Annotated in this window: 22 protein-coding genes; 10 read left to right on the top strand and 12 right to left on the bottom strand. The window is 69.2% G+C overall.

The window, feature by feature from the left end; genetic code table 11:
• Window positions 1–33 precede the first annotated feature (33 nt).
• Window positions 34–1251, bottom strand: a complete 1218-nt coding sequence (locus tag AB0M02_RS08345; protein ID WP_364223524.1) for an NADP-dependent isocitrate dehydrogenase — start codon at window positions 1249–1251, stop codon at window positions 34–36.
• Between the two features lie 113 nt (window positions 1252–1364).
• Here AB0M02_RS08345 and AB0M02_RS08340 point away from each other — a divergent pair, with 113 nt between their 5' ends.
• From AB0M02_RS08340 to AB0M02_RS08325, 4 genes are all read left to right on the top strand, one after another.
• Window positions 1365–1955, top strand: a complete 591-nt coding sequence (locus tag AB0M02_RS08340; RefSeq protein WP_364223522.1) for a hypothetical protein — start codon at window positions 1365–1367, stop codon at window positions 1953–1955.
• 79 nt (window positions 1956–2034) lie between these two features.
• The gene (locus AB0M02_RS08335) at window positions 2035–2601 is read left to right on the top strand and encodes a hypothetical protein (protein ID WP_364223520.1); all 567 of its coding nucleotides are present in this window, start codon (window positions 2035–2037) and stop codon (window positions 2599–2601) included.
• A gap of 3 nt (window positions 2602–2604) precedes the next feature.
• Window positions 2605–3138 (top strand): hypothetical protein, encoded by a 534-nt coding sequence (locus AB0M02_RS08330; protein ID WP_364223518.1) that lies wholly within the window; start codon window positions 2605–2607, stop codon window positions 3136–3138.
• An 18-nt stretch (window positions 3139–3156) separates the two neighbouring features.
• Window positions 3157–3732 (top strand): hypothetical protein, encoded by a 576-nt coding sequence (locus tag AB0M02_RS08325; RefSeq protein WP_364223516.1) that lies wholly within the window; start codon window positions 3157–3159, stop codon window positions 3730–3732.
• Window positions 3733–3819: 87 nt separating this feature from the next.
• On the opposite strand, the gene mdh is transcribed toward AB0M02_RS08325, so the two are convergent.
• Window positions 3820–4770, bottom strand: a complete 951-nt coding sequence (mdh, locus tag AB0M02_RS08320) for a malate dehydrogenase (RefSeq protein WP_364223514.1) — start codon at window positions 4768–4770, stop codon at window positions 3820–3822.
• A gap of 190 nt (window positions 4771–4960) precedes the next feature.
• Between mdh and AB0M02_RS08315 the strand changes: the two genes are divergently transcribed.
• Window positions 4961–5839, top strand: a complete 879-nt coding sequence (locus AB0M02_RS08315) for a DUF559 domain-containing protein (protein WP_364223512.1) — start codon at window positions 4961–4963, stop codon at window positions 5837–5839.
• Window positions 5840–6220: 381 nt separating this feature from the next.
• Here the strand turns inward: AB0M02_RS08315 and purH are convergent, their stop codons facing one another.
• Together purH and purN are read right to left on the bottom strand one after the other, a co-directional pair.
• Window positions 6221–7780, bottom strand: coding sequence for a bifunctional phosphoribosylaminoimidazolecarboxamide formyltransferase/IMP cyclohydrolase (purH, locus tag AB0M02_RS08310; protein ID WP_364223510.1), 1560 nt, complete (start codon window positions 7778–7780; stop codon window positions 6221–6223).
• Complete coding sequence (gene purN, locus AB0M02_RS08305; RefSeq protein ID WP_364223508.1) at window positions 7777–8394, bottom strand: phosphoribosylglycinamide formyltransferase; 618 nt, start codon at window positions 8392–8394, stop codon at window positions 7777–7779. The genes purH and purN overlap by 4 nt, the downstream gene beginning before the upstream one ends.
• A 142-nt stretch (window positions 8395–8536) precedes the next feature.
• Here purN and AB0M02_RS08300 point away from each other — a divergent pair, with 142 nt between their 5' ends.
• Window positions 8537–8887 carry a DUF4190 domain-containing protein gene (locus AB0M02_RS08300; protein WP_364223506.1) on the top strand — a complete coding sequence of 117 codons (351 nt, stop codon included), beginning with the start codon at window positions 8537–8539 and terminating at the stop codon, window positions 8885–8887.
• 59 nt (window positions 8888–8946) lie between these two features.
• Here AB0M02_RS08300 and AB0M02_RS08295 read toward each other — a convergent pair whose 3' ends face one another.
• The 4 genes from AB0M02_RS08295 to AB0M02_RS08280 all read right to left on the bottom strand — a co-directional run bounded on the left by AB0M02_RS08295 (window position 8947) and on the right by AB0M02_RS08280 (window position 13556).
• Window positions 8947–10422, bottom strand: coding sequence for a DUF6350 family protein (locus tag AB0M02_RS08295; RefSeq protein WP_364223504.1), 1476 nt, complete (start codon window positions 10420–10422; stop codon window positions 8947–8949).
• Window positions 10423–10529: 107 nt separating this feature from the next.
• Entirely contained in the window at window positions 10530–11411 is an 882-nt protein-coding gene (gene sucD / locus AB0M02_RS08290) for a succinate--CoA ligase subunit alpha (protein ID WP_364223502.1), read from the bottom strand.
• 4 nt (window positions 11412–11415) lie between these two features.
• Window positions 11416–12594, bottom strand: coding sequence for an ADP-forming succinate--CoA ligase subunit beta (gene sucC, locus AB0M02_RS08285; protein ID WP_364223500.1), 1179 nt, complete (start codon window positions 12592–12594; stop codon window positions 11416–11418).
• A 557-nt stretch (window positions 12595–13151) separates the two neighbouring features.
• Window positions 13152–13556, bottom strand: coding sequence for a cobalamin B12-binding domain-containing protein (locus tag AB0M02_RS08280; protein WP_364223498.1), 405 nt, complete (start codon window positions 13554–13556; stop codon window positions 13152–13154).
• A gap of 411 nt (window positions 13557–13967) precedes the next feature.
• On the opposite strand from AB0M02_RS08280, the gene AB0M02_RS08275 reads away from it, so the two are divergent.
• Window positions 13968–14711 carry a M23 family metallopeptidase gene (locus tag AB0M02_RS08275; RefSeq protein ID WP_364223496.1) on the top strand — a complete coding sequence of 248 codons (744 nt, stop codon included), beginning with the start codon at window positions 13968–13970 and terminating at the stop codon, window positions 14709–14711.
• Between the two features lie 143 nt (window positions 14712–14854).
• Entirely contained in the window at window positions 14855–15673 is an 819-nt protein-coding gene (locus tag AB0M02_RS08270; RefSeq protein ID WP_364223495.1) for a M23 family metallopeptidase, read from the top strand.
• 8 nt (window positions 15674–15681) lie between these two features.
• Here the strand turns inward: AB0M02_RS08270 and pcrA are convergent, their stop codons facing one another.
• The gene (pcrA, locus tag AB0M02_RS08265) at window positions 15682–18081 is read right to left on the bottom strand and encodes a DNA helicase PcrA (RefSeq protein ID WP_364223493.1); all 2400 of its coding nucleotides are present in this window, start codon (window positions 18079–18081) and stop codon (window positions 15682–15684) included.
• Between the two features lie 169 nt (window positions 18082–18250).
• Between pcrA and AB0M02_RS08260 the strand changes: the two genes are divergently transcribed.
• Both AB0M02_RS08260 and AB0M02_RS08255 read left to right on the top strand, forming a co-directional pair.
• Window positions 18251–20089: a bifunctional metallophosphatase/5'-nucleotidase gene (locus tag AB0M02_RS08260; protein ID WP_364223491.1), complete on the top strand. Its 1839-nt coding sequence runs from the start codon at window positions 18251–18253 to the stop codon at window positions 20087–20089.
• A 229-nt stretch (window positions 20090–20318) separates the two neighbouring features.
• Window positions 20319–20609, top strand: a complete 291-nt coding sequence (locus tag AB0M02_RS08255) for a chorismate mutase (RefSeq protein WP_364223489.1) — start codon at window positions 20319–20321, stop codon at window positions 20607–20609.
• A 114-nt stretch (window positions 20610–20723) separates the two neighbouring features.
• On the opposite strand, the gene AB0M02_RS08250 is transcribed toward AB0M02_RS08255, so the two are convergent.
• The 3 genes from AB0M02_RS08250 to AB0M02_RS08240 all read right to left on the bottom strand — a co-directional run bounded on the left by AB0M02_RS08250 (window position 20724) and on the right by AB0M02_RS08240 (window position 23406).
• On the bottom strand, window positions 20724–21134 hold the full coding sequence (locus AB0M02_RS08250) for a hypothetical protein (protein WP_364223487.1): 411 nt from the start codon (window positions 21132–21134) through the stop codon (window positions 20724–20726).
• A 261-nt stretch (window positions 21135–21395) separates the two neighbouring features.
• Window positions 21396–22403: a dipeptide ABC transporter ATP-binding protein gene (locus tag AB0M02_RS08245; protein WP_364223485.1), complete on the bottom strand. Its 1008-nt coding sequence runs from the start codon at window positions 22401–22403 to the stop codon at window positions 21396–21398.
• Complete coding sequence (locus tag AB0M02_RS08240) at window positions 22396–23406, bottom strand: ABC transporter ATP-binding protein (RefSeq protein ID WP_364223483.1); 1011 nt, start codon at window positions 23404–23406, stop codon at window positions 22396–22398. The genes AB0M02_RS08245 and AB0M02_RS08240 overlap by 8 nt, the downstream gene beginning before the upstream one ends.
• Window positions 23407–23431 lie beyond the last annotated feature (25 nt).

Genomic DNA, 23431 nt, shown 5'->3' with positions numbered 1-23431 from the left:
GAGGCCGACGGGACTGTTCGGAGCTTTCGAGAATCAGGCGCCGAGCTTGCGGGCCAGGTTCTCGTCGAGCGCGTTCATGAACTCGTCGGTGGAGAGCCAGGGCGCGTCCTTGGCGATCAGCAGCGCGAGGTCCTTGGTCATCTGACCGCCCTCGACGGTCTCGATGCAGACCTTCTCCAGCGTCTCGGCGAACTGGGTCACCTCGGGGGTGCCGTCCAGCTTGCCGCGGTGCTTGAGGCCACCGGTCCAGGCGAAGATCGACGCGATCGGGTTGGTCGAGGTCTTCTCGCCCTTCTGCCACTGCCGGTAGTGCCGGGTGACCGTGCCGTGCGCGGCCTCGGCCTCGACGGTCTGGCCGTCCGGGGTCATCAGCACCGAGGTCATCAGGCCGAGCGAGCCGAAGCCCTGCGCCACGGTGTCGGACTGCACGTCACCGTCGTAGTTCTTGCAGGCCCAGACGTAGCCGCCCTCCCACTTGAGCGCGGCAGCGACCATGTCGTCGATCAGCCGGTGCTCGTACGTGAGGCCGGCCGCCTTGAACTGGTCGGCGAACTCGGTCTCGAAGATCTCGGCGAACAGGTCCTTGAACCGCCCGTCGTACGCCTTCAGGATCGTGTTCTTGGTGGAGAGGTAGACCGGGTAGTTGCGGGCCAGGCCGTACCGGAACGAGGCACGCGCGAAGTCGCGGATCGACTCGTCGAAGTTGTACATCGCCATGCCGACGCCGCCGGCCGGGAAGTCCGCGACGTGGAACTCGAGCGGCTCCGAGCCGTCCTCCGGCGTGAAGGTGACGGTGAACTTGCCGGCCTTCGGCGCGACGAAATCGGTCGCCTTGTACTGGTCGCCGTGGGCGTGACGGCCGATGATGATCGGCTTGGTCCAGCTCGGTACCAGCCGGGGTACGTTCGACATGATGATCGGCTCGCGGAACACGACACCGCCGAGGATGTTGCGGATCGTGCCGTTCGGCGACCGCCACATCTTCTTGAGGCCGAACTCCTGCACCCGCGCCTCGTCCGGCGTGATCGTGGCGCACTTGACGCCGACGCCGTGCCGCTTGATGGCGTTGGCCGAGTCGATCGTCACCTGGTCGTCGGTCTCGTCCCGGTACTGGATCGACAGGTCGTAGTACTCGAGGTTCACATCGAGGTACGGCAGGATCAGCTGCTCACGGATCTGCTTCCAGATGATCCGGGTCATCTCGTCGCCGTCGATCTCCACGACCGGGTTCTTGACCTTGATTTTCGCCATCGGCCGGCGCTCCTCTCCCGAAACACACGCTTAGCAGTACGAGCGTACTGCCCGCCCGTTGAAGATCGCCGGGCGGCCCCGACCCCGGCGGTCTCCCTCTACCATCCCAGGCGATGAAGATGCGGCGAGCCGATAAGCGCTATCAGCCTCGGCACGGCGGCACATGGGGCGAGGACCTCCGCCGCCGCGCGGCCGGGGCCGGCAACGCGCTCGGCTGGCTGGCCGCGATCGGTGTGGTGGGCGTCACCGGGTTCCTCCTCCGGGACGACCTGATCGGCGGTGTGCGGGACCTGTTCGGAGAGAGCGCGGGAGCGCGCGCCGCAGCCGGCTGGCTCGTCGTGATCGCTTCCGCCGGCACCACCGCGGGTTTCCTGCTGGCCGCAACCCGGCTCCGCCTGCGCAGCCAGGCCCTGCTTCTGTCGCTCTACGCGGCAGGCGCGGCCAGTGCGGCACCGGCGCTCTGGTTCCTGCCGACCCGCGGCTCGGCGACCATGTTCGGTCACGCCGACCTCGATCTCGTCCGCGGCACCGAGTTCGGCTGGGTGACGCTCGCCCTCGCCGGCTGCACCGTGCTGGCGGCGAAGATCCTGCGGGCCGCCCGCCGGGTGGCGGACCCGTGGAACCGGCGGTGGCTGCTCGGCACCGCGGCTGCCGCAGCCGTCATCGCGTCGCTCGTACTCGCGGTGGCCGTGGCGCACGCGTGACACGTGTCAATATCATCTGGCGATGACCTCCCAAGCTCGCCGGAAGCGGCCCCGGAAACGCCGCGCGCCGGTGAGACACGTGCCGCGTCCGGTGCCGAGGGCGTGGATCCTGCGGCAGCGCTGGAGGCGGATCCGCATCGGCTACGGGCTCCTGCTGGCGGGCGGGTTCGCCGCGCTGATCTGGTTCGCCGGAGCGATCATCAGCGGATACGCCGGCTTGGCCCGCGCGGTCACCGGCGGAGAACCGTGGGGCATGGCGATCGCCGGATGGCTGCTGGTCTTCGCGCCGTTCGGTGTGGTCCTCGCACTCGCGATGATGGGCAGCGAGCGACTCGAGACGAAACCGGCGTGGGCTCTCGGCGTTCTCCTCGCCGCGCTGGTGCCGCTGGCCGTGTACGCCACCCCGTACCCCGAACGGCTCGACCTGGCGCACCTGGTCGGCGGGCCGGGCGGCGCGGGCTTCATCGCCGGTCTGCGCAACGGCGCGCTCGCCGGCGTCGTGTCCCTCCTCGTCGCGGGGGACATCGGCCGCGACGGGGACGACGGCGACTCCGACGCCCGCGCCGAACGGCGGATGTCGTTTCTCATCGGCCTCGGCACGTTCGCGCTCGCGACGCTGGCCGCCGCGACCGTCCTCGCGGGCTGACCGATGATCTTCAACGAGGACGGCGAGCTCCGCGTGTGGGCGGGCATCGTGCTGGTGATCGGCTGGATCGCGATGTTCGCGGCCGGACCGGTCGTGGCCGGCGCCTGGATCGACGCCGCACGCGTGCTCACCTTCGGACATCCGTCGGGCATGGCGGTCGCCGGCTGGCTGATCTACTGGCTGCCGTGCGTGCTGTTCCTGGTCACCGTGCCACGGTGGACGCGGCGGCCGATCCCGCGCTGGGCCTACCTGATGATCACCATCGCGCTCGCCCTCGTCGCGGTCGACGTCTGCCTGTTCCCGGCCGGCAACCAGGAACTCCTGCCGCTGGTCGACGGCCCCGGCGGCGCGGGTTTCGTCACCGGCCTGCGCTGCGGGCTGGTGGCCGGCGCCGTCACGACCTTCGTGATGCCGCCGCTGCTCTTCAGCGACGCGGCGCGCCGCAGCCCCGACCCGGTCGTCCGCCTGGTCGCGGTCCTCGCCCCGTTCGTGACGTTCCTGATCGCCACGCTGCTGGCGGCGATCGTGCTGGCGTGACCTTCCTAGAATCGACTGATGAGCTCCGATGACTCGGCCATCGAGTTCCGGAACCCGAAATCCGACAACAGCGGATGCCTGACGGGCTGCCTCGTCTTCCTGGGCGTCTGCGTCGCGTTCACGCTGATCCCGCTCCTGGCCTTCCTCGTCGTCGCGCCCACGTTCGGCGTCCTGTTCAACGAGACGGCACGGTCGATCACCGGCGGCGCGACGGCGGCGATGGCCGTGTCCGGCTGGCTGATCTGCTACGCCGGAGGAGCCGCCATCGGGGCGCTCGTGTTGTGGCACCGGCGGCTCGGTAAGTGGCTGCGGGTGACGGCCGGCGTGGTGGCCGGTGTGCTGGCGCTCACCGCCATCTCCTACCTGCCGAGCCGGGACTGGGATCCGGTCGAACTGGTCAGCGGGGTGGGCGGCGCGGCCTTCCTCGTCGGCGCGCACTGGGGACTCCTCGCCGGGGCGATCACCCTGGCCCTGGCCTGGCTGGCGGCCAAACTGAGGAAAGAACCCGATCACGGCCGTGCCATGGCCACTCTGCTGGGTGTCGCGGTGGCGGTCGCGGCCACCTCGCTCGTCGTGGCGGTTGTCCGCGTGTGATCGTGCGTGCTTTACCTCGTACCCATGACGCAGGAAGGCCGGGGCGCACGGCCCCGGCCTCTCCCGATCAGATCTCGCCCGCGTGGATCAGAGGTGAGCGACGTCCGCCTGCTTGGCCCGGACCGCCTCGGCGGCCTCCTTCAGACCGGCGACCTCGCTGTCGGTGAGCTTGTCCTCGACGACCTTCTTGATGCCCTGCGCGCCCAGCTCGGCCTCGACGCCCAGGTAGACGCCGGAGATGCCGTACTCGCCCTCGACCCAGGCGCAGACCGGCATGACCACACCGGAGTCCTCGGCGACGGCCTTCGCCATGCGGGCGGCGGCGGCCGACGGAGCGTAGTAGGCAGAACCGGTCTTGAGCAGCGCGACGACCTCGGCGCCACCGTTGCGGGTGCGAACCACCAGCTCCTCGATCTTGTCGGCCGGGAGCAGCTCGGACAGCGGCTTGCCGTCCACCGTGCAGCGCGAGGGAACCGGAACCATGGTGTCGCCGTGCGAGCCGAGCGTCAGCGCCTTGACGCTGGCCACCGGAACCTTGAGCTCCTCGGCGATGAAGTTCGTGAAACGGGCGGTGTCGAGCACGCCGGCCTGGCCGAAGACGCGGTTCCTCGGGAACTGGGTGGCGATCTGGGCGAGCGCGGTCATCTCGTCGACCGGGTTGGACACGACGATGACGACGGCGTTCGGGGCGTACTTCGCGATGTTCTCCGCGACCTGGCGCACGATCTTGGCGTTGACCTCGAGCAGGTCCATCCGGGACATGCCCGGCTTACGCGGCAGACCGGCGGTCACGACGACGACGTCGGAGCCCTCGATCGCCTCGTAGCCCTCGCCGTTCGGGCCGGTGGTCGCGCCGATGACCTTGGTCTCGTAGCCCTCGATCGCACGGGACTGGTTGAGGTCGAGTGCGATGCCGGCGGGCTTACCCTCGAGGATGTCGGTGAGGACCACCGTGTCGAAGATGTCGTACTCGGCGAGACGCTGCGCGGTCGTGGACCCGTAGAAACCGGCGCCTACGACGGTTACCTTCTTGCCCATAGCTCTCTCTCCCAGTGTCCTGGCGATTTTTCGCGACCGTATCAGCCGGTAAACGGGGCATTACGAGCCGGTCGGCTTAACGGGACGTAAGCCACTCGATCCTTTCATCCCACCCGCTTGTCCACAGGCGGTCGAGGGTTGTCCACAGCCTCACAAGCGATCTTCCGTCGCGTTGCTCCACCCTGTCCCGGTGCCCGCTCTCTCCGCCGGCCCGTTCGTCGGCTCCCACGCCGTCGCCTCCGGCCTCCTCACCAAGAAGATGCTGGCCGGTCCGCGCTGGCAGCGGCTGTTCCCGGACGTCTACGCGCATCGGGACGCCGAACTCGATCACCGGTCCTGGTGCGTGGCCGCCATGCTGACGACGTCGGCTCCGGCAGCCGTCGGCGGGCCGAGCGCCGCCTGCCTGTGGGGTGCCGCCACGCTGCGGACACCGACACCGGTGCATCTGGTCGCGCCACGCACTCGCGGGATGCGACGGGACGAGCGGATCGCGGTGCACTACACGACCATCGCCGCCACGGATGTGACAGTGCGGGACGGTCTGCGGGTCACCACGCCGGAGCGGACCGTCTTCGACCTGGGACGGCGTGCCCCGCGTCCGGAAGCCCTCGCCGTCGTGGACGCCATGCTGCACCGGCACCTGCTCAACCCGGACGTTCTGCGACGCATGATGCGCGCACGGCAGGGATGGCCCGGTGTGGCGCGGCTCGCACGGCTGCTCCCGCTCGCCGACCCGGGCAGCGAGTCGCCGATGGAGACACGGCTACGACTGCTCCTCGTCGACGCCGGAACACCGCGGGCGGTGACCCAGTTCGAGGTGCGGAACGCCGGCGGCGTCCTGGTCGGCAGAGTGGACCTCGCGTGGCCGGACCTGCGGCTCGCGGTCGAGTACGACGGCGATCACCATCGGGAGAGGGCGCAGTTCCGGCGGGATGCGGAGCGGGGGAACGCGTTGCGGCTCGCGGGGTGGACGGTGCTGCGCTTCACCGCTGATGACGTGCTGCGGCGGCCGGAGGAGACGACTCGGGTGGTGCTCGCGGCGATGGCGCAGCTGGGCCGCCGCGCGTGAGGGCCCGCCCAAGCGAGCCGCACGCCAGCCCCCCACCACGCCGCTCCAGGGACGCTGACGCACGGCCGCCCCGGACGAGCCGCACACCAGCCCCCCAACCACGCCACTCCAGGGCTCTGACGCACGGCCGGCCCGGACGAGCCGCGCGTCAGCCCCCCACCACGGCCACTCCAGGGCGCTGACGCACGGCCGACCCGGACGAGCCGCACACCAGCCCCCCACCACGGCCACTCCAGGGCGCTGACGCACGGCCGACCCGGACAAGCCGCACACCAGCCCCCCACCACGGCCACTCCAGGGCGCTGACGCACGGCCGACCCGGACGAGCCGCACACCAGCCCCCCACCACGGCCGCTCCAGGGCGCTGACGCACGGCTCCCCTCAGTGGAAGAAGTGCCGCGTCCCCGTCAGGTAGACGGTCACCCCCGCCTTCTCCGCCGCCTCGATGACCAAATTGTCCCGAATAGACCCACCAGGCTGCACCACAGCCCTGACCCCAGCCCCGATCAACACCTCAAGCCCATCCGGGAACGGAAAGAACGCATCCGAAGCCGCCACACTCCCCACAGCCCGCTCCCCAGCCCGCGAAACCGCCAACCGAGCCGAATCCACCCGGTTGACCTGCCCCATCCCGACCCCGACAGTCGCACCACCGGACGCCAGCAGGATCGCGTTGCTCTTCACACTCCGCACCGCCCGCCAAGCGAACGCCAGATCCGCCAGCACGGCCGGAGAAGCCGGCTCTCCGCAGGCCAGAGTCCACGCGGAAGGAGAGTCCCCCGGAGCCGAGATCCGGTCCGCCATCTGCACCAGCACACCGCCGCCGACCTGCTTGATCTCCGCAGGAGCCGGATTCCACGGTGGCGCCACCAGCACCCGCAGGCTCTTCTTCTCCATCAGCAGGGAGAGCGCGTCCGGCTCATAACCGGGCGCCACGATCACCTCGGTGAAGATCTCGGAAAGCTGCCGGGCGAGCTCAACCGTCACCGACGCGTTGACCGCCACGACGCCGCCGAACGCTGACACCGGGTCGCACTCGTGTGCCTTGCGGTGCGCGGCCGCCACGTCCTCGCCGATCGCGATCCCGCACGGATTGGCGTGCTTGATGATCGCCACACAGGGTTCGGTGAAGTCGTTCGCACTCCTCCAGGCCGCGTCCGCGTCGACGTAGTTGTTGTAGGACATCTCCTTGCCGTGCAGCTGGGTGGCCTGCGCGAGTCCGGCCGGCGCACCCGGGTCGACGTAGAGCGCCGCCTCCTGATGCGGGTTCTCGCCATAGCGCAGCACCGACGACCGTTGCAGCGCGATCCCCGCGAACGCCGGCCACTCCGAGGGCGCCAGCACGGTCGCGCACCAGTTCGCCACCGCCACGTCGTACTCCGCGATGTCCGCGAAGGCGCGAGCCGCGAGCGCTTTGCGCTGCGTCAGCGAGAAGCCGCCGTTCGTCAGGGCGTCAACCACCAGGGGGTACGCGGAAACGGCCGTCACCACCGCGACCGACGCGTGGTTCTTGGCCGCCGCCCGGACCATGGCCGGTCCACCAATATCGATCTTGGCGACGCAGTCCTCCTCGTCCGCTCCGGACGCGACCGTCTCGCTGAACGGGTAGAGGTTGCTCACCAGCAGGTCGAACGGCGCGATGCCGTGCTCCTCGAGCTCCGAGACGTGGCTCTCCAGCCGCATGTCGGCGAGCAGCCCACCGTGAACCGACGGGTGCAGCGTCTTGACCCGGTCGCTCAGGATCTCGGGGAACCCGGTGATCTCCTCCACCCGGGTCACCGGCACGCCCGCCTTCTCCACGGTCGCCGCGGTCGAACCGGTCGACACGATCTCCACACCGGCCGCGTGCAGCGCCCGGGCGAGCTCGACGATCCCGTCCTTGTACCAGACGCTGAGCAGCGCCCGCCTGATCGGCCGGCGACCCTCATCAACGGAGCTCACGGAATACGTACCTTTCTGTCCTCGATGGTCCAGCCCTCGCGGACCAGGCGGCCGACGCACTCGACCAGCTGTGCCCGCTCGGCCACCTTGATCCGCTCGGTGAGCGTGTCCTCCGTGTCGTCGTCGAGCACGGGCACGGCGACCTGGGCGATGATCGGGCCGGTGTCGACTCCGGCGTCGACGAAGAAGAGTGTCGCGCCGGCGATCTTGACGCCGTACGCGATCGCGTCCCGCGGCCCGTGAATGCCGGGGAAGGCCGGCAGCAGCGCGTTGTGCGTGTTGATGTACCGGTCGCCGAACGCGTCCAGGAACTGCTTCCCGACCAGCTTCAGGAAACCTGCCGAGATCACCAGGTCCGGCTGATGGGCGGCGACGTGTGCGGTCAGCGCCGCGTCCCAGTCGTCACGGCTCGGGTACGCCTTCACCGAGTCCACGAAAGTGGGAACGCCCGCCGCCGCGGCCCGGTCGAGCCCCGCGATGCCGTCCCGGTCGGCGCCGACTGCCACCACCTCTGCCCCGTACGCCGGGTCGGCGGCCGCGTCGAGAAGTGCTTGCAGGTTGCTGCCCGATCCGGAGATGAGGACGACCAGGCGGGCGGGCGCGGGGTCAATCACCTGTGCACCCTATCTCCGCAGCATGAGGCCGCTGACAACGGGGCATTCCGGGACACGCGGATCGGCTGACATCCATTACGCTGCGCCAGCAGACTGAACGTGTTCTGATCGCCGATCAACGGCGAACACGGAGGAGATAAAAGTGGCATACCCGCCTCCCGCATACGGACCGCCCCCTGGCCAGCAGCCCTACGGTGCCGCACCGCAGAACGGCTTCGGCCTCACCAGCATGATCTTGGGCATCATCTCGATCCCGATCTCGTGCTGCTGGTACATCAGCGGTGTGGTCGGCATCATCGGCCTGATCTTCGGTTTCCTCGGCAAGAAGAAGGCCGACGCCGGTCTGGCCAACAACCGCGGCATCGCCATCGCCGGCATTGTGACCAGTGTGGTCGGCCTCGCGCTCGCCATCCTGTTCATGATCCTGGCCGTCGCCCTGCGCGACTTCGACGTACAGGAGTGGGTCCGCCAGCAGCAGGAGCAGGCTGCCTGATCCACCGGCAACGGTGGCCCGGCGCCCGAGAGCGCCGGGCCACCAGCCGCAAAGAGAAGTCAGGACCGCCGGCCGGCCTTGTACAGCCGCGCCGCGCACGCCCCGCCCGCCACCGCGGCACCCGCCACGATCGACCCCACCAGCACCACCTGCAGCGGATCCGGTCCGATGTGGGAGAGCCGGCCCGCGCCCAGCCCGCCGCCGGACATCCACGAGAGCGCTCCGAGCACCGCGCCCGCCGTCGGCCCCGCGATCAGGCTCGAACCGATCAGAAACAGCCACGGCGGCTCGACCACGTCCGCGCCGCCCCGCCGTCCGGCGCGCGGTCCGCCCCGGCCGTACCGCAAGCGCTGTGTCAGCAGCCAGCCCGCGGCGGCTCCGGCGATCACGGGTAGCACCAGCAGCGCCGTACCGACCGTACCCATCGGCCCGTCCGGGAGCCCGGCCAGCAGCGGCAGTGTGGGAAGCGGGCCGACAGTCACCTCGGTCAGACGGATCGCCGAGTCGGTGCCGAGCGCGAATCCCGGCCCGAGGAGGTAGGCGGCGGCCCAGATCGAGGCGTTCACCGCGTACGCGATGCTGATGAGGGTTATGCCGGCCTGGCCGGCCACCCCGGTGCGGTAGGCGGCGATCATCTCGGCGGCTTGCCCGCCGCCGAGGGCCAGCGAGAGGCCGCCGGCGATCGCACCGGTGCCGAGGATCAGGAACGCCGCCATCAGGCCCGCGCGGGCGCCGTGCCGCAGCACCGGTGGGACACGCCGGGCGATCACGGAGATGGCGTCGGTGCCGCGCAGCGAGCCGATCAGCGCCCCGGCGATGCCGAGGGCGAGGAAGTGCCACGCGGCCTGCGAGGGTGAGACGTCCGTGCCGCGACCGTCGACGAGGCGGGCGCCGAGATAACCCACCGATGCGTACGCGCAACCGACCGCGACCGCGACGAGGAGCGCCTTTCCGACCGACCCGGTCCGGCGAGCGCCCACCGCACGGGTGACGTGCAGGCCTGCCCGGTTGAGCCGCCAGATCACCAGGAGTGTCAGCAGCAGCGGGGCGATCGCGAGTGGCCCGATGGACGTACCGATCGGAACGCCGTGCCCGAGCAACCAGCCCGCCAGACCCGCGTGCGCGGCCCCGCCGATGCCGCCGGAGCCTTCCAGGGTTCGTGCCAGCCCGATCACCGCGGCCACCGGCAGATACGTCAGCGCGGCCGCCCAGATCGTGGCGAAGGCGACCGCCACCAGCAGCGGGGCGCGGCGGCCGGACGGCTCCGGCGGGCGGCGCGGCCCGGGCAGCCGGACGGTGTCGCGCCGGCCGAGCACCTCGTCGTCGACCAGCACGGTGTCGCGCTGTTCCGGGATCGTCGTGGTGGTGCGCTCACCCGGCGCGAACTGTTCGGTGTCGCGCTGCTCGGTGTTGCGCTGCTCGGTGTTGCGCTGCTCGGTGTCGCGGACGGCCGGCTCCCGCACGACGGACTGCAGCGCCTCGGCGACCGCGAACGGGTCCTCCGAGCCGTCAGGCCGGTCGGTTGTGCTGGGCATCGCCGCCTACTTTTTCACGCCGCGGCGGTTCCGGCGATGCAGAAACAGCGGCGCGCCGCCGATCGGGTCTCTCCGGACCCGGCCGACGGCGCGCGTGAGGTGCTGCTTCAGCTCATGACCTCACGCATGAGCCGGGCGGTCTCGCTCGGCGTCTTGCCGACCTTGACGCCGGCCGCCTCGAGGGCCACCTTCTTGGCGTCGGCCGTACCCGCGGAGCCGGAGATGATGGCGCCGGCGTGGCCCATCGTCTTCCCGGGCGGCGCGGTGAAGCCGGCGATGTAGCCGACCACCGGCTTGGTCACGTTCGCCTTGATGAACTCGGCGGCACGCTCCTCGGCGTCACCACCGATTTCACCGATCATGACGATCGCGTCGGTGTCCGGGTCGTCCTGGAACGCCTTCAGCGCGTCGATGTGCGTGGTGCCGATGACCGGGTCACCGCCGATGCCGACGCAGGTGGAGAAGCCGAAGTCGCGCAGCTCGTACATGAGCTGGTACGTCAGCGTGCCACTCTTGCTGACCAGCCCGATCCGGCCCTGCGGGGTGATGTCGGCCGGGATGATGCCGGCGTTCGAGGCGCCCGGCGAGGCGATGCCCGGGCAGTTCGGGCCGATGATCCGGGTCCTCTCACCCTTGGCAACGTTGTACGCCCAGAAGGCGGCCGAGTCCTGCACCGGCACGCCCTCGGTGATCACCACGGCGAGCGGGATCTCGGCGTCGATCGCCTCGACCACGGCGGCCTTGGTGAACGCCGGCGGCACGAAGATGACCGACACGTCCGCGCCGGTCTCCTTGATCGCCTCGGCCACCGTCGCGAAGACCGGCAGCTCGGTGCCGTCGAAGTCCACCTTCGTACCGGCCTTGCGCGGGTTCACGCCGCCGACCACGTTGGTGCCGGCCGCGAGCATCCGCTTGGTGTGCTTCGAGCCCTCCGAGCCGGTGATGCCCTGGACGATGACCTTGGAGTCCTTGGTGAGCCAGATAGCCATTAGTTCACTTCCCCGCAGCCGCGAGCTCGGCGGCGCGCTCGGCCGCTCCGTCCATCGTGTCCACCCGCTGCACCAGCGGGTTGTTCGCTCCGTCCAGGATGGCACGGCCGGCCTCGGCGTTGTTGCCGTCGAGGCGTACGACGAGCGGCTTGGTGACCTGCTCGCCGCGCTCCGCGAGCAGCGCGAGCGCCTGGATGATGCCGTTGGCGACCGCGTCGCAGGCGGTGATGCCGCCGAAGACGTTGACGAAGACGGACTTCACGGCCGGGTCGCCGAGGACGATCTCCAGGCCGTTCGCCATCACCTGGGCGCTGGCGCCACCACCGATGTCGAGGAAGTTGGCGGGCTTCACGTTGCCGTGCTTCTCACCCGCGTACGCCACCACGTCCAGCGTCGACATGACCAGGCCGGCGCCGTTTCCGATGATGCCGACCTCGCCGTCCAGCTTGACGTAGTTGAGGTTCTTCGCCTTGGCGGCCTGCTCCAGCGGGTCGACCGCGGACTTGTCCTCCAGCGCCTCGTGGTCGGGGTGCCGGAAGCCGGCGTTCTCGTCCAGCGTGACCTTGGCGTCCAGCGCGAGCACCCGGCCGTCGCCGACCTTGGCGAGCGGGTTGACCTCGACCAGCGTGGCGTCCTCGGCGACGAACGCCTGCCACAGCTTCACCGCGATGTCGACGACCTGGTCGGCGACATCGGCCGGGAACTTGGCGGCGGTCACGATCTCGCGCGCCTTCGCCTCGTCCACGCCCTTGCTGGCGTCGATCGCGACCTTGGCGACCCGGTCCGGGTCCTCCTCGGCGACCGTCTCGATCTCCATACCGCCGGCGACGCTGGCGATGCAGAGGAAGGTACGGTTCGCGCGGTCCAGCAGGTAGGAGAAGTAGTACTCCTCCTTGATGTCGGCCGTCTCGGCCAGCATCACCTTGTGAACCGTGTGCCCCTTGATGTCCATGCCCAGGATGTCGGTCGCGCGAGCCTGCGCCTCGTCCGGGCCGTCGGCCAGCTTCACACCGCCGGCCTTGCCACGGCCACCGACCTTGACCTGCGCCTTGACGACGACCTTGCCGCCCAGCCGCTCGGCGATGGCCCGGGCCTCCTGCGGGGTCTCTGCGACGCCGCCGCCCAGCACGGGCAGCCCGTGCCGTTCGAACAGGTCGCGCCCCTGATACTCGAACAGGTCCACGTGTCTCCTTTCGCTCGCGACGCCAAGCGCCGGCAAGCCGCACCGTTGCGTCCCGACCTGTGTGCGCGGCGACTCGCAGCAGCAGCGCCGCCAGCGTGAGGATCGTCCGGCCTCTGAAGAAGCCTCATTCGCAGACTAGCGACCGATTCGACCCCGGTTACCGCGCGGGTGCACGGTGTGCAAGACCACACACTGGAGTGACGAAATCGCAGGTCCGGGGCGGTGGAGACCATCGCGCACAGTGTGCGTTGTGCGGCTCCTCCACACTCACCGGCCACACCGGCCACTCCCGTGGCGCTGATCGATCTTGGCGCGCCGGAAAAAGTCATGGAGGCGCACGTAACCCGCTTGAGAAGGGCGTCGTTGAGTGTGATGTCGGAGCGCTACGGCGCACCGCAAGGAAAGCGGCCGATGCCCTGTCGGTCGAGGGGTGGCGGCGGGGCATCGCGCATAGAGGGGCCGGACGTGTGAGGGGTGCGTCCGGCCTCTCCCCTTGCGGGGTCACCGGACGCCGCCGCCCTGATCACCAGTGGAAATGCTCCCGCGGACGGCCGAAATCAGGCCACCGGCGTGGCCACATTGGCGCGTACCCATTCGACGATGGACGCCATCGTCGCACCCGGAGTAAATATCGCGGCTACGCCGAGTGATTTCAATTCAGGGATGTCGTCGTCGGGAATGATGCCGCCACCGAATACTTTGATGTCGGCTGCGTCACGTTCCGCCAACAGCTCGATCACCCTCCGAAAGAGTGTCATGTGCGCCCCGGAGAGGACCGACAACCCGATCGCGTCGGCGTCCTCCTGAATGGCGGTCTCCACGATCTGCTCCGGCGTCTGATGCAACCCGGTGTAGACGACTTCCATGCCGGCGTCGCGCAACGCCCTCGCCACCACCTTGGCGCCGCGGTCGTGCCCGTCCAGCCCGGGCTTCGCGACGACCACCCTGATCCGTGCTTGCATGCCTGACCCCTTCGGGTTCCGACCCCGGTGGCGGGCGCCCGGCACCGGGCCCCTCCGTGGTCACCTGAACGAACGGTAACCCGCGGCGCCGAGCCGGGGTAGCGCACGGTCCGACCTGGCAAGCGAGTTGAATAGTTCTCCCGGTCACATTACTTTCCGTTTCTGGCGCGATCACACTGGGTTGCCATTTCAGCGACCGAGAAAGGTAACCAATTCGGACAATCGCTGATCAATGCAGACTAGGAACTGTCACGAAATTGGCGCTGCGACTTGTGACCCGGCGGCCGTTTCGTTACCGTGGCCACGGCTCTCGCAGAGGTTCACTCCATAGCGAGGGTCCGGCCAGCCACCGTTTACCGCTGTTCGGGGACGTGGTGGTGCCGCCGAAATGCCACTGACGGAGGGTTGTTCGTGCGCCAGCGCTTGTCGTCTGAGCCCGATCGCTATCGCGGCCGCCGCCGTGTACCTACCCCTCCGCGCAGCCGTTACGCCGTCGTCATCACATCGGCCTTCGTCGGAGCCGGCGTCGTCGCTCTCGGAGCGGCCTCCAACCTCCCGGACGCCAAGGCGGTCAGCCCCGACGTCCTGGAGAGCCTGCACAGTTCGAACATCGCGGCTGACGCTCTCGACAACCGCGCGCAGGAGGACTCCCGGGCGTCCCGGAGCAACGACCGCGGCGAGACCACCGAGCTGTCCGCCGAGGTCTCGGCAGAGGACATCTACGTCCTGCCGGTCGACGACTACACGTTCTCCTCGCCCTACGGCGTCCGCTTCGGCAAACTCCACGCCGGCATCGACCTGGCCGCCGCCGACGGCACGCCCTACAAGGCAGTCCACGGCGGCGAGGTGACCAAGGCCGGCTACGACGGCGGCTACGGCTACTCGATCACCATCCGCCAGTCCGACGGCACCGAAATGATCTACGCCCACTCCCGCCGCCTCCTCGTCAAGAAGGGCGAGCAGGTCAAGGCCGGCCAGGTGATCGGCGAGATCGGCAACACGGGCTACTCCTACGGAACGCACCTCCACCTGGAGGTCCACGTCAAGGGCACCCCGGTCGACCCGATCGTCTTCCTCCAGGACAACGGCGTGGACATCAAGCTCCAGATCGAATCGGTGTACGCAGGAATGGCCGCGGCCGACGCCGCCTCCTGATCCCGCTTCACTCCCCGCCGACTCCATCCCTCCCGCTGTCGGTTGCATGTTGGTAGAAGCCACCCAACTCCCTTCAGCGCCCCCGCACCCCGTACCGACAGGAACGTGACAGCCGAAGTCACGCAATCCGGGGGGCAAGTTCCGTGGGGCAGCACTCAACATCAGGCCGAGGCGGCAAACACCGTCAGGAGCTGCTGCACCGTCACCGCGCCCCAGCCTTTCCGGAGCTCTTCGCCACCCGGAGCCGCTCAGCCCTCTCGGTAACCGCCCTGAGCGCCACCCTGGCCGCCGGCATCGGCGCAGCCGGCGTCTCCGCCACCGCCGCCCCTCTGTCCGGCGCGGACAACTCCCCGGTCAGCCATGTAACCGCCGCTCACCCACCAGCCACCCTGCCGATCGAGCCCCCCACCGGCGACGAGGCGCCCGGCAAGGCCTTTCCCGACGGCATCCGGCTGTCCCTCCCCGCGGGCCCGGCCGCTGCGGCGGTGGAACTCAAGGAACGCCCACTTCCCCCGGCCGAGTGGGTCCACCCCCTCTCCGCCGCCACCGTCACCTCCTGCTTCGGCCAGCGCTGGGGCCGCCTGCACGCCGGCGTAGACCTGGCCACCGCCTTCGGCACCCCCATCGTGGCCGCCGGCGCCGGCACCGTAGTAGCAGCCGGCCCCAACGGCGGTTACGGCAACGCCGTCCTCATCGACCACGGCAACGGTTACCTGACCCACTACGGCCACATGTCGGCGATCGCCGTCACCGTCGGCCAGCAGGTCAAGACCGGCGAACACATCGGCGACGAGGGCTCCACGGGACACTCCACCGGCCCGCACCTGCACTTCGAGGTCCACCAGGGCCATTTCCAAAACCCCGTGGAACCCACGGCCTGGATGCGCGCCCACGATGTGGAGATCCCCGGCTGTTCCACCGCGGCCCCCGAGACCGCACCCACCACCGCCGCCGCCAAGTAGGTGGTTGATCAGAGCTTCTCGATCGGGGCGTGACGCAGGACCAGCCACATGACCTGGTCGCCGAAATCGATCTGGGCGCGGGTCCCCGGGCCGTGGCCCTCCACCGCCAGGACACGGCCCAGGCCGTAGCGCTGATGGTTGATGCGGTCCCCAGGGTCGACCTTGGGGGCCTGTTTCAGGTCGCTGGCGGTGGCGAGCTTGCTGGCGTCGATGCCGAGCCGCTCGGCGATGCGCTGGGCCTTGGGCGTACCCCCGGCGAAGCCCCCGCCTCGCTGGCGGTCCCCGCCCCCTCGGCCACCCACGCCGCCGCCGGTGCCGGACCATGACGTGTACGAACCGCCGGTGCGCTCCCACCGGACCAGCTCGGTGGGCAGCTCGTCGGTGAAGCGTGAGGGCGGGTTGTACTGCGGCTGGCCCCACGCCGAGCGCGTGACCGCCCGGGAGAGGTAGAGGCGCTGGCGGGCGCGGGTAATCCCCACGTACGCCAAGCGGCGCTCCTCCTCCAGCTCGGTGTTGTCGCCCAGCGCCCGCATGTGCGGGAAGACGCCGTCCTCCAGCCCGGTGAGGAAGACCACCGGGAACTCCAGGCCCTTCGCCGTGTGCAGCGTCATCAGCGTGACCACCCCCTGGTGCTCGGGGTCGTCGCTCGGGATCTGGTCGGCGTCCGCGACAAGGGCGACCTGCTCCAGGAAGCCCGCGAGCGTGGCCACCTGCACCTCGCCCTCGGCGGCGAGCGACTCGACCCGTTCCGTGTACTCCCGGGCGACGCTCACCAGCTCCTGCAGGTTCTCCACGCGGCCCTGGTCCTGCGGGTCGAGACTCTCCTCCAGCTCGCTGAGCAGGCCGGAGCGTTGCAGCACCGACTCCAGCACCTCCTCCGGCGGAGCCGTGGCAGCGAGCTCGCGAATGTCGTCGAGGAGCTGGACGAAATCGCCGATGCTGTTGACCGCGCGCGTGGAGATGCCGGGTGCGTCCTTCGCGTGGCGCAGCGCCTGGCCGAACGAGATCCGCTCCCGACTCGACAGGGCCTCGATGCACGCCTCGGCACGGTCGCCGATGCCGCGCCTCGGGGTGTTGAGGACGCGGCGGATGCTGACGGTGTCGTCGTCGTTCACGATGGAGCGTAGGTACGCCAAGGCGTCCCGAACCTCCTTGCGCTCGTAGAAGCGCACACCGCCAACCACCTTGTACGGCAGCCCGACGCGAATGAACACCTCCTCGAACACACGGGACTGCGCATTCGTCCGGTAGAAGACCGCAACGTCGCCCGGCCGCACCTCGTGGTTGTCGCAGAGCCGGTCGATCTCGCGTGCCACCCAGTCCGCCTCGGCGTGCTCGGTGTCCGCGACGTAGCCCACGATCTGCTCGCCGGCACCCTGGTCGCTCCAGAGGCGCTTGGGTTTGCGGGAGGTGTTGCGGTCGATCACCGCGTTGGCCGCGCTGAGGATCGTCTGGGTGGAGCGGTAGTTCTGCTCCAGCAGGATGGTCCGCGCGTCCGGGTAGTCCCGCTCGAACTCCAGGATGTTGCGGATGGTCGCGCCGCGGAACGCGTAGATCGACTGGTCCGCGTCACCGACCACGCACAGCTCGCCCGGGTCCTCGGTGCCGATCAGTTCGCGGATCAACGTGTACTGCGCGTGGTTGGTGTCCTGATACTCGTCCACCAGGACGTGGCGGAACCGCTTGCGATAGACCTCGGCGACGTGCGGGTGCGACTGGAACAGGTGGACCGTCGCCATGATGATGTCGTCGAAGTCCAGCGCGTGCGCCTCGCGCAGCCGCCGCTGATACAACTCATACGCCTCGGCGACGGCCCGCTCGTTCGGTCCCTTCGCCCTGGCCTTGAAGTCCTCGGGCTCGACCAGCTCGTTCTTCAGGTTCGACACCTGGGCGGCGAGGCCGCGAGCCGTGTATCGCTTCGGGTCCAGGTCCAGCTCGCGGGCCACCAGCTGCATGAGCCGGCGGGAGTCGTCGGCGTCGTAGATCGAGAACGTGCTCTTCAGCCCGGCGTGCTCGTGCTCGGCGCGCAGGATGCGCACGCACGCCGAGTGGAACGTCGACACCCACATGAGCCGGGCGCGCGGGCCGACCAGGTGGGCCACCCGCTCCTTCATCTCGCCGGCGGCCTTGTTGGTGAAGGTGATCGCGATGATCTGGCCGGGATGCACGCCGCGTTCGGCCAGCAAATACGCAATACGGTGCGTCAGCACCCTCGTCTTGCCCGAGCCGGCGCCCGCCACGATGAGCAGCGGCGCGCCGGAGTGGGTCACGGCGTCGCGCTGAGGACCGTTCAGCCCGGTCAGCAGCGCCTCGGGATCGAGTCGCCGGGCAGCCGGGCGGGCCGCCTCCGGAGCCCGGACCGCGGGCACGGAGAACAGAGTTTCGGGGGGTTCTGAGGAAGGTCGCATCGCGGGAGCAAGTGTAAGCCGACCCACCGACAGAAATTCCGCGCCCGACCGGCGCCGCATCGGGGTTCAGCAATTGATTTGTCACCCCGAAGTGGTAGCGCCGGATCAGGTGATCCACGAGGCTGACCGGGTTGGTGAAAAAGTCACTCCCGTTAGGGGGATCGATAACGTGAGTTCCTCCCAGCTCCGGGGCCGGGCCGCGCTGACCGCCGCGCTCGTGACCGTCGCGGGCGCCCTCGCCGCGATACCGGCCGCGCAGACCGCCGTCGCCGCACCGCCGGAGTTCAACCCGGTCTCGGCGTCGTACGGCAATCCCACCGGAGCCACCGTCAAGGGCCAGTTCCTCAGCTACAACGACTTCCACGGTGCCATCGACCCACCCACCGGCAGCGGTGCGGTGGTCAACGCGAGCGGGACCAGCACCCCGGCCGGCGGCGTCGAGTACCTTGCCACGTACCTGAAGAAGCTCCGCGCGGAGGCCAAGGCCGAGGGCCGTTCGACGATCACCGCCGGCGCCGGCGACCTGATCGGCGGGACGCCACTGGTCAGTGCCGCGTTCCACGACGAGCCCACGATCGAGCTGATGAACGAGGTCGGGCTGCAGGTCAGCTCGGTCGGCAACCATGAGTTCGACGAGGGTGTCGACGAGCTGATCCGTATCCAGCGCGGCGGCTGCCACCCGACCGACGGCTGCCAGGACGGCGACGGGTACAGGGGCGCGAAGTTCACCTACCTCGCGGCGAACACGATCAACAACAAGACCGGCCTGCCGATCCTGCCGCCGATCGACATCAAGTACGTCGGTGGCGTACCGGTCGGCTTCATCGGCATGACCCTCGAGGGCACGCCGACCATCGTCAACCCGGCCGGCATCAAGAACGTGCACTTCACCGACGAGATCGAGACCGCCAACAAGTGGAGCAACCTGCTCAAGCTCTTCGGGGTGAAGGCACAGGTGCTGCTGCTGCACGAGGGCGGCTCGCAGGGTTCGGCCACCCCGACGCCGGGCGTCTCGGACTGCACCGGCTTCACCGGGCCCCTGGTGCCGATCGTGGCGGGCCTCAACCCGGCGATCCGGGTCGTGATCTCCGGGCACACGCACCGCTTCTACTCCTGCAAGCTGCCGAACAGCTCGGGCACCGAGACGGTGGTCACCAGCGCCGGCAGCAACGGGCAGCTCATCACCGACATCGACTACACACTGGACAAGCGGACCGGCAAGTTCCTGGACGTCACCGCCAAGAACGTGATCGTCGAGAACGGCGTGCCGGACGGCAGCGGCGGCTGGGTGCGGGACGCCTCCGGCGCCTTCGTGAAGAATCCGGACACCGTCGACGCCGCGGCCAAGAGGGTCGCGGACAAATATCGTACGGCCGTCGCGCCGATCGCCAACCGGATCGTCGGCAGCATCAGCGCGGACATCGTGCGTACCGCCACCGCGGCCGGTGAGAGCCCGCTCGGCGACGTGATCGCCGATGCCCAGCTGGCGTACACGCAGAGCGCGGGTGCGCAGATCGCCCTGATGAACCCGGGCGGCATCCGGGCCGACCTGGACGCCGACCAGTCCAGCGGAGGGGAAGCCTTCGGTGTGGTGACGTACGGCGAGGCGTTCACGGTCCAGCCGTTCAACAACCTCGTGGTCACCCAGACGTTCTCCGGCACTGAGCTGAAGGACGTCCTGGAGCAGCAGTTCGTCGGCTTCGGCGGGCAGACGACGCAGCGGATCCTGCAGGTGTCGGCGGGCCTGACCTACACCTGGAGCGCTTCCGCCGCGCCGGGTTCCAAGGTCAGCAACCTGGCCCTGAACGGCACACCGATCGACCCGGCCGCCAACTACCTGGTGACGACGAACGACTTCCTGGCCAACGGCGGCGACGGGTTCAGCAACCTGACGCTCGGCGACGGGCGGGTCACCGCTCCGGGCTTCGACGTCGACGCGCTGGTGGCGCACCTGGCCACCGGCCCGATCGCGCCGGGCCTGGCGAACCGGATCACCAGGACACCCTGACGGTTCTTTGTCCCAACACTCGGGCCGTTTCCTTGCGGGGCGGTCCGAGACGGGGGCATACTCGGCTCGTGATCCAGGCAGAGCGATTTTTTTACTACGGCACCGGAGGTCCGGCAGCCGTAGGTCGCTCCTGAACCACAGACCTACATCAAGCCCCGGGCTTCACCGCCCGGGGCTTGATGCTGTCCGGGGCGTGTCGACCGGAACACCAGCACCCGAGGAGCAGGACATGACCGCCGACGTGATCGACGAGGCCACCGGCGCGGGCGAGGCACCGGCCGCCGACAAGATCCGCGCAATGCGTGAGCGGATCAACGAGATCGATCAAGCCATCATCGACCTCTGGCTGGAGCGCGCGAGCCTCTCGCAGGAGGTCGGCAAGACCCGCATGGCCAGCGGGGGCACCCGCCTGGTGCTGGCCCGCGAGCGGGAGATCATCGAGCACTTCCGCAACGCACTCGGCCCGGACGGCACCCAGGTCGCCCTGTTGCTGCTCCGCTCCGGCCGCGGCCCTCTCTAGGCCGCAGAGCCGCTACGCCGGAACCGGCATGCCACGAGGCCCGGGACGGCGAGCGGCGGAAACGCTGTGGCCGGGCCCCGTCCGCCGGGCCCGGCCGCATGCGCGTTCGGTGACTCAGTAGCTGGTGCCGTAAGCGGTGCCGCCCAGCTTGTAGCCCGGCTTCACGTACACGCGGTCGTCGAACGAGCGGACGTGGCCGAAGCTGCGGGTGCGAAGGTACGAGGAGCGGCAGTCATCCGCCTTCAGCACCCACAGCCCCCGCCGGATGCCGACCCGCACCGGGTAGCAGCGCGCGTTGTCGAACTTGCCGACCGCCTCACCGATGTAGCCGGCCTTACGGCAGGCGCCCAGCGTGCGGTACCAGCCGCGGACCTCGTCGCGGTCCCGGAACTGCTGCACCTGACCGCCCGAGGACTTTCCGCCGGCGTGCGTGCCACCGTCAGCGGCCAGGGCCGGCGCCCCGATGGCGGCCGAGGCCAGCAGTCCCAGGCCCGTCATGGTGAGCGTCCGTGCGATCTTGTTCATTGTCTTCCCCCTCCGGTTGGTGTTGCCTCCGTTGAGAAAGACGATGTCATAACGGACATAAGTAATTAAAGGGCTTATAGCCGTACTTTTGGTCAACTCTTTTTTGATCATTGGACAGGTTCTGCCCGCAAATGATCCATTTCGGCCAGATGACGACTCCGTGTCCGGCGAGGCCGTCGTTGACGAAGTTGCGGTGCTCCCTGCGTACCGAAGAAAGCGAAACGGCCCGGACCAAAGTCCGGGCCGTAACGATGTGGCAGGTCAGTGACCATGCACCACGTCGCGGATCTCCGCGAAGTGGCACGCGCTCGGGTGCGGCGAGCGCTCACGGGGGACGAGCGTCGGATCCTGCTTGGCGCAGACGTCCTGCGCCTTCCAGCATCGCGTGCGGAAGCGGCAACCCGACGGGGGGTTGGCCGGCGACGGCACGTCACCCTCAAGGACGATTTGGTCACGGTGACCGCGAAGGCGCGGGTCCGGGACCGGCACGGCCGAGAGAAGAGCCTGAGTGTACGGGTGAGTCGGCTGGTCGTAGATCTCCCGGTCGTAACCGAGCTCGACAACCCTGCCGAGGTACATCACGGCGACCCGGTCGGCGATGTGCCTGACCACCGACAGGTCGTGCGCGATGAAGATGTACGACAGGCCGAACTCGTTCTGCAGCCGCTCCAGCAGGTTGATGACCTGCGCCTGGATCGACACGTCGAGCGCGGAGACCGGCTCGTCGCAGACGATGATCTCGGGCTTGAGCGCCAGTGCCCGGGCGATGCCGATGCGCTGCCGCTGACCGCCGGAGAACTGGTGCGGGTAACGGTTGATGTGGTCGGGGTTCAGACCGACCGTGTCCAGCAGGTCCTGCACCGCGCGCTCACGTCCCTTGCGCGGGACGACCTCCGGGTGGATCTCGAACGGCTCGCCGATGATGTCGCCGACCGTCATCCGGGGGTTGAGCGAGGTGTACGGGTCCTGCAGCACCATCTGGATGTTGCGGCGAGCCTTCCGCAGCTCGTTGCCCCGCAGCCGCACCATGTCCTGGCCCCGCACCATGATCGAACCGGCCGTGGGCTTCTCCAGGCCGACCAGCAGCTTCGCCAGCGTCGACTTGCCGCAACCGGACTCGCCGACCACACCGAGGGTCTCGCCCCGGCGCAGCTGGAGGTCGACACCGTCGACCGCCTGGACGGCACCGACCTTGGTCTTGAAGACGATGCCCTGAGTGATCGGGAAGTGCTTGACGAGACCCTTGGTCTCCAGGACTACGTCACTCACCGAGGACCTCCCGGAAGAAGTGGCAACGGGCGGTACGGTGCGGCGCGACGGCATAGGCCGGCGGCGCCGGATCCTGACGGCACGGATCCTTCGCGTACCGGCAGCGAGGGTTGAACGCGCAACCCTTCGGGATGTCGGTCAGCGCCGGCGGCAGGCCGCGGATGACGTTGAGCTCCTGGCCCTTCTGGTCGAGCCGGGGAATCGACTCGAGCAGCGCCTTGGTGTACGGGTGCGCCGGCCGCGCGTAGATGTCGTAGACCGGCGCCTCCTCGACGACCTTGCCCGCGTACATCACGGAGATCCGGTCGGCGACGTCCGCGACCACGCCCATGTCGTGCGTGATCAGGATGAGGCCCATGTTCCGCTGCCGCTGGAGCTCCGCCAGCAGGCCCATGATCTGCGCCTGCACGGTGACGTCGAGCGCCGTGGTGGGCTCGTCCGCGATCAGCACCTCGGGGTCGAGCGCCAGCGCCATGGCGATCATGACGCGCTGACGCATACCGCCGGAGAACTGGTGCGGGTAGTCGTTCACCCGGGTCTTGGCGGCCGGGATCTTGACCTGCTCCAGGAGGTCGACGGACCGCTTGCGCGCGTCCGCCCGGGACATGCCGCGGTGGATCCGGAAGAGCTCGCCGAGCTGGAACCCGACGGTGTAGACCGGGTTCAGCGCGGAGAGCGCGTCCTGGAAGATCATCGCGATCCGGTTGGCCCGCACCTTGCGGCGCTGCTGTTCCGAAAGACCGAGCAGGTCGACACCGCGGTACTTGACCTGGCCCTTGGTGATGAACCCGGGAGGGCTGTCCAGGATGCCCATGATGGCCTGGGCGGTGACTGACTTGCCGCAGCCCGACTCGCCCAGGATGGCGAGGGTCTCGCCGGGGGTGAGCCAGAAGTTCGCGCCGTTGACGGCCTTGGCGACGCCGTACTGGGTGCGGAACTCGACGTGCAGGTCGTTGACCTCGAGCAATGGCGCGCGGGGATCGACGCCGGGTAGGACGTCCATTTCCGCCTTGATATCAGTCACAGGT

The sequence above is a fragment of the Actinoplanes sp. NPDC051861 genome (assembly GCF_040681145.1).
Lineage (GTDB): Bacteria > Actinomycetota > Actinomycetes > Mycobacteriales > Micromonosporaceae > Actinoplanes.
Note: the sequence above shows the minus strand (reverse complement) of the source record. Positions and strands in the feature narration are given on the sequence as shown.

Bases quoted from the DNA above. Each gene is read 5' to 3' on its own strand.
- AB0M02_RS08280 (WP_364223498.1), bottom strand. From the start codon at position 13,556: ATGCAAGCACGGATCAGGGTGGTCGTCGCGAAGCCCGGGCTGGACGGG.
- AB0M02_RS08340 (WP_364223522.1), top strand. From the start codon at position 1,365: ATGAAGATGCGGCGAGCCGATAAGCGCTATCAGCCTCGGCACGGCGGC.
- AB0M02_RS08295 (WP_364223504.1), bottom strand. From the start codon at position 10,422: ATGCCCAGCACAACCGACCGGCCTGACGGCTCGGAGGACCCGTTCGCG.
- AB0M02_RS08240 (WP_364223483.1), bottom strand. From the start codon at position 23,406: ATGGACGTCCTACCCGGCGTCGATCCCCGCGCGCCATTGCTCGAGGTC.
- AB0M02_RS08255 (WP_364223489.1), top strand. From the start codon at position 20,319: ATGACCGCCGACGTGATCGACGAGGCCACCGGCGCGGGCGAGGCACCG.
- AB0M02_RS08330 (WP_364223518.1), top strand. From the start codon at position 2,605: ATGATCTTCAACGAGGACGGCGAGCTCCGCGTGTGGGCGGGCATCGTG.
- AB0M02_RS08345 (WP_364223524.1), bottom strand. From the start codon at position 1,251: ATGGCGAAAATCAAGGTCAAGAACCCGGTCGTGGAGATCGACGGCGAC.
- pcrA (WP_364223493.1), bottom strand. From the start codon at position 18,081: ATGCGACCTTCCTCAGAACCCCCCGAAACTCTGTTCTCCGTGCCCGCG.
- AB0M02_RS08325 (WP_364223516.1), top strand. From the start codon at position 3,157: ATGAGCTCCGATGACTCGGCCATCGAGTTCCGGAACCCGAAATCCGAC.
- sucD (WP_364223502.1), bottom strand. From the start codon at position 11,411: ATGGCTATCTGGCTCACCAAGGACTCCAAGGTCATCGTCCAGGGCATC.
- mdh (WP_364223514.1), bottom strand. From the start codon at position 4,770: ATGGGCAAGAAGGTAACCGTCGTAGGCGCCGGTTTCTACGGGTCCACG.
- AB0M02_RS08250 (WP_364223487.1), bottom strand. From the start codon at position 21,134: ATGAACAAGATCGCACGGACGCTCACCATGACGGGCCTGGGACTGCTG.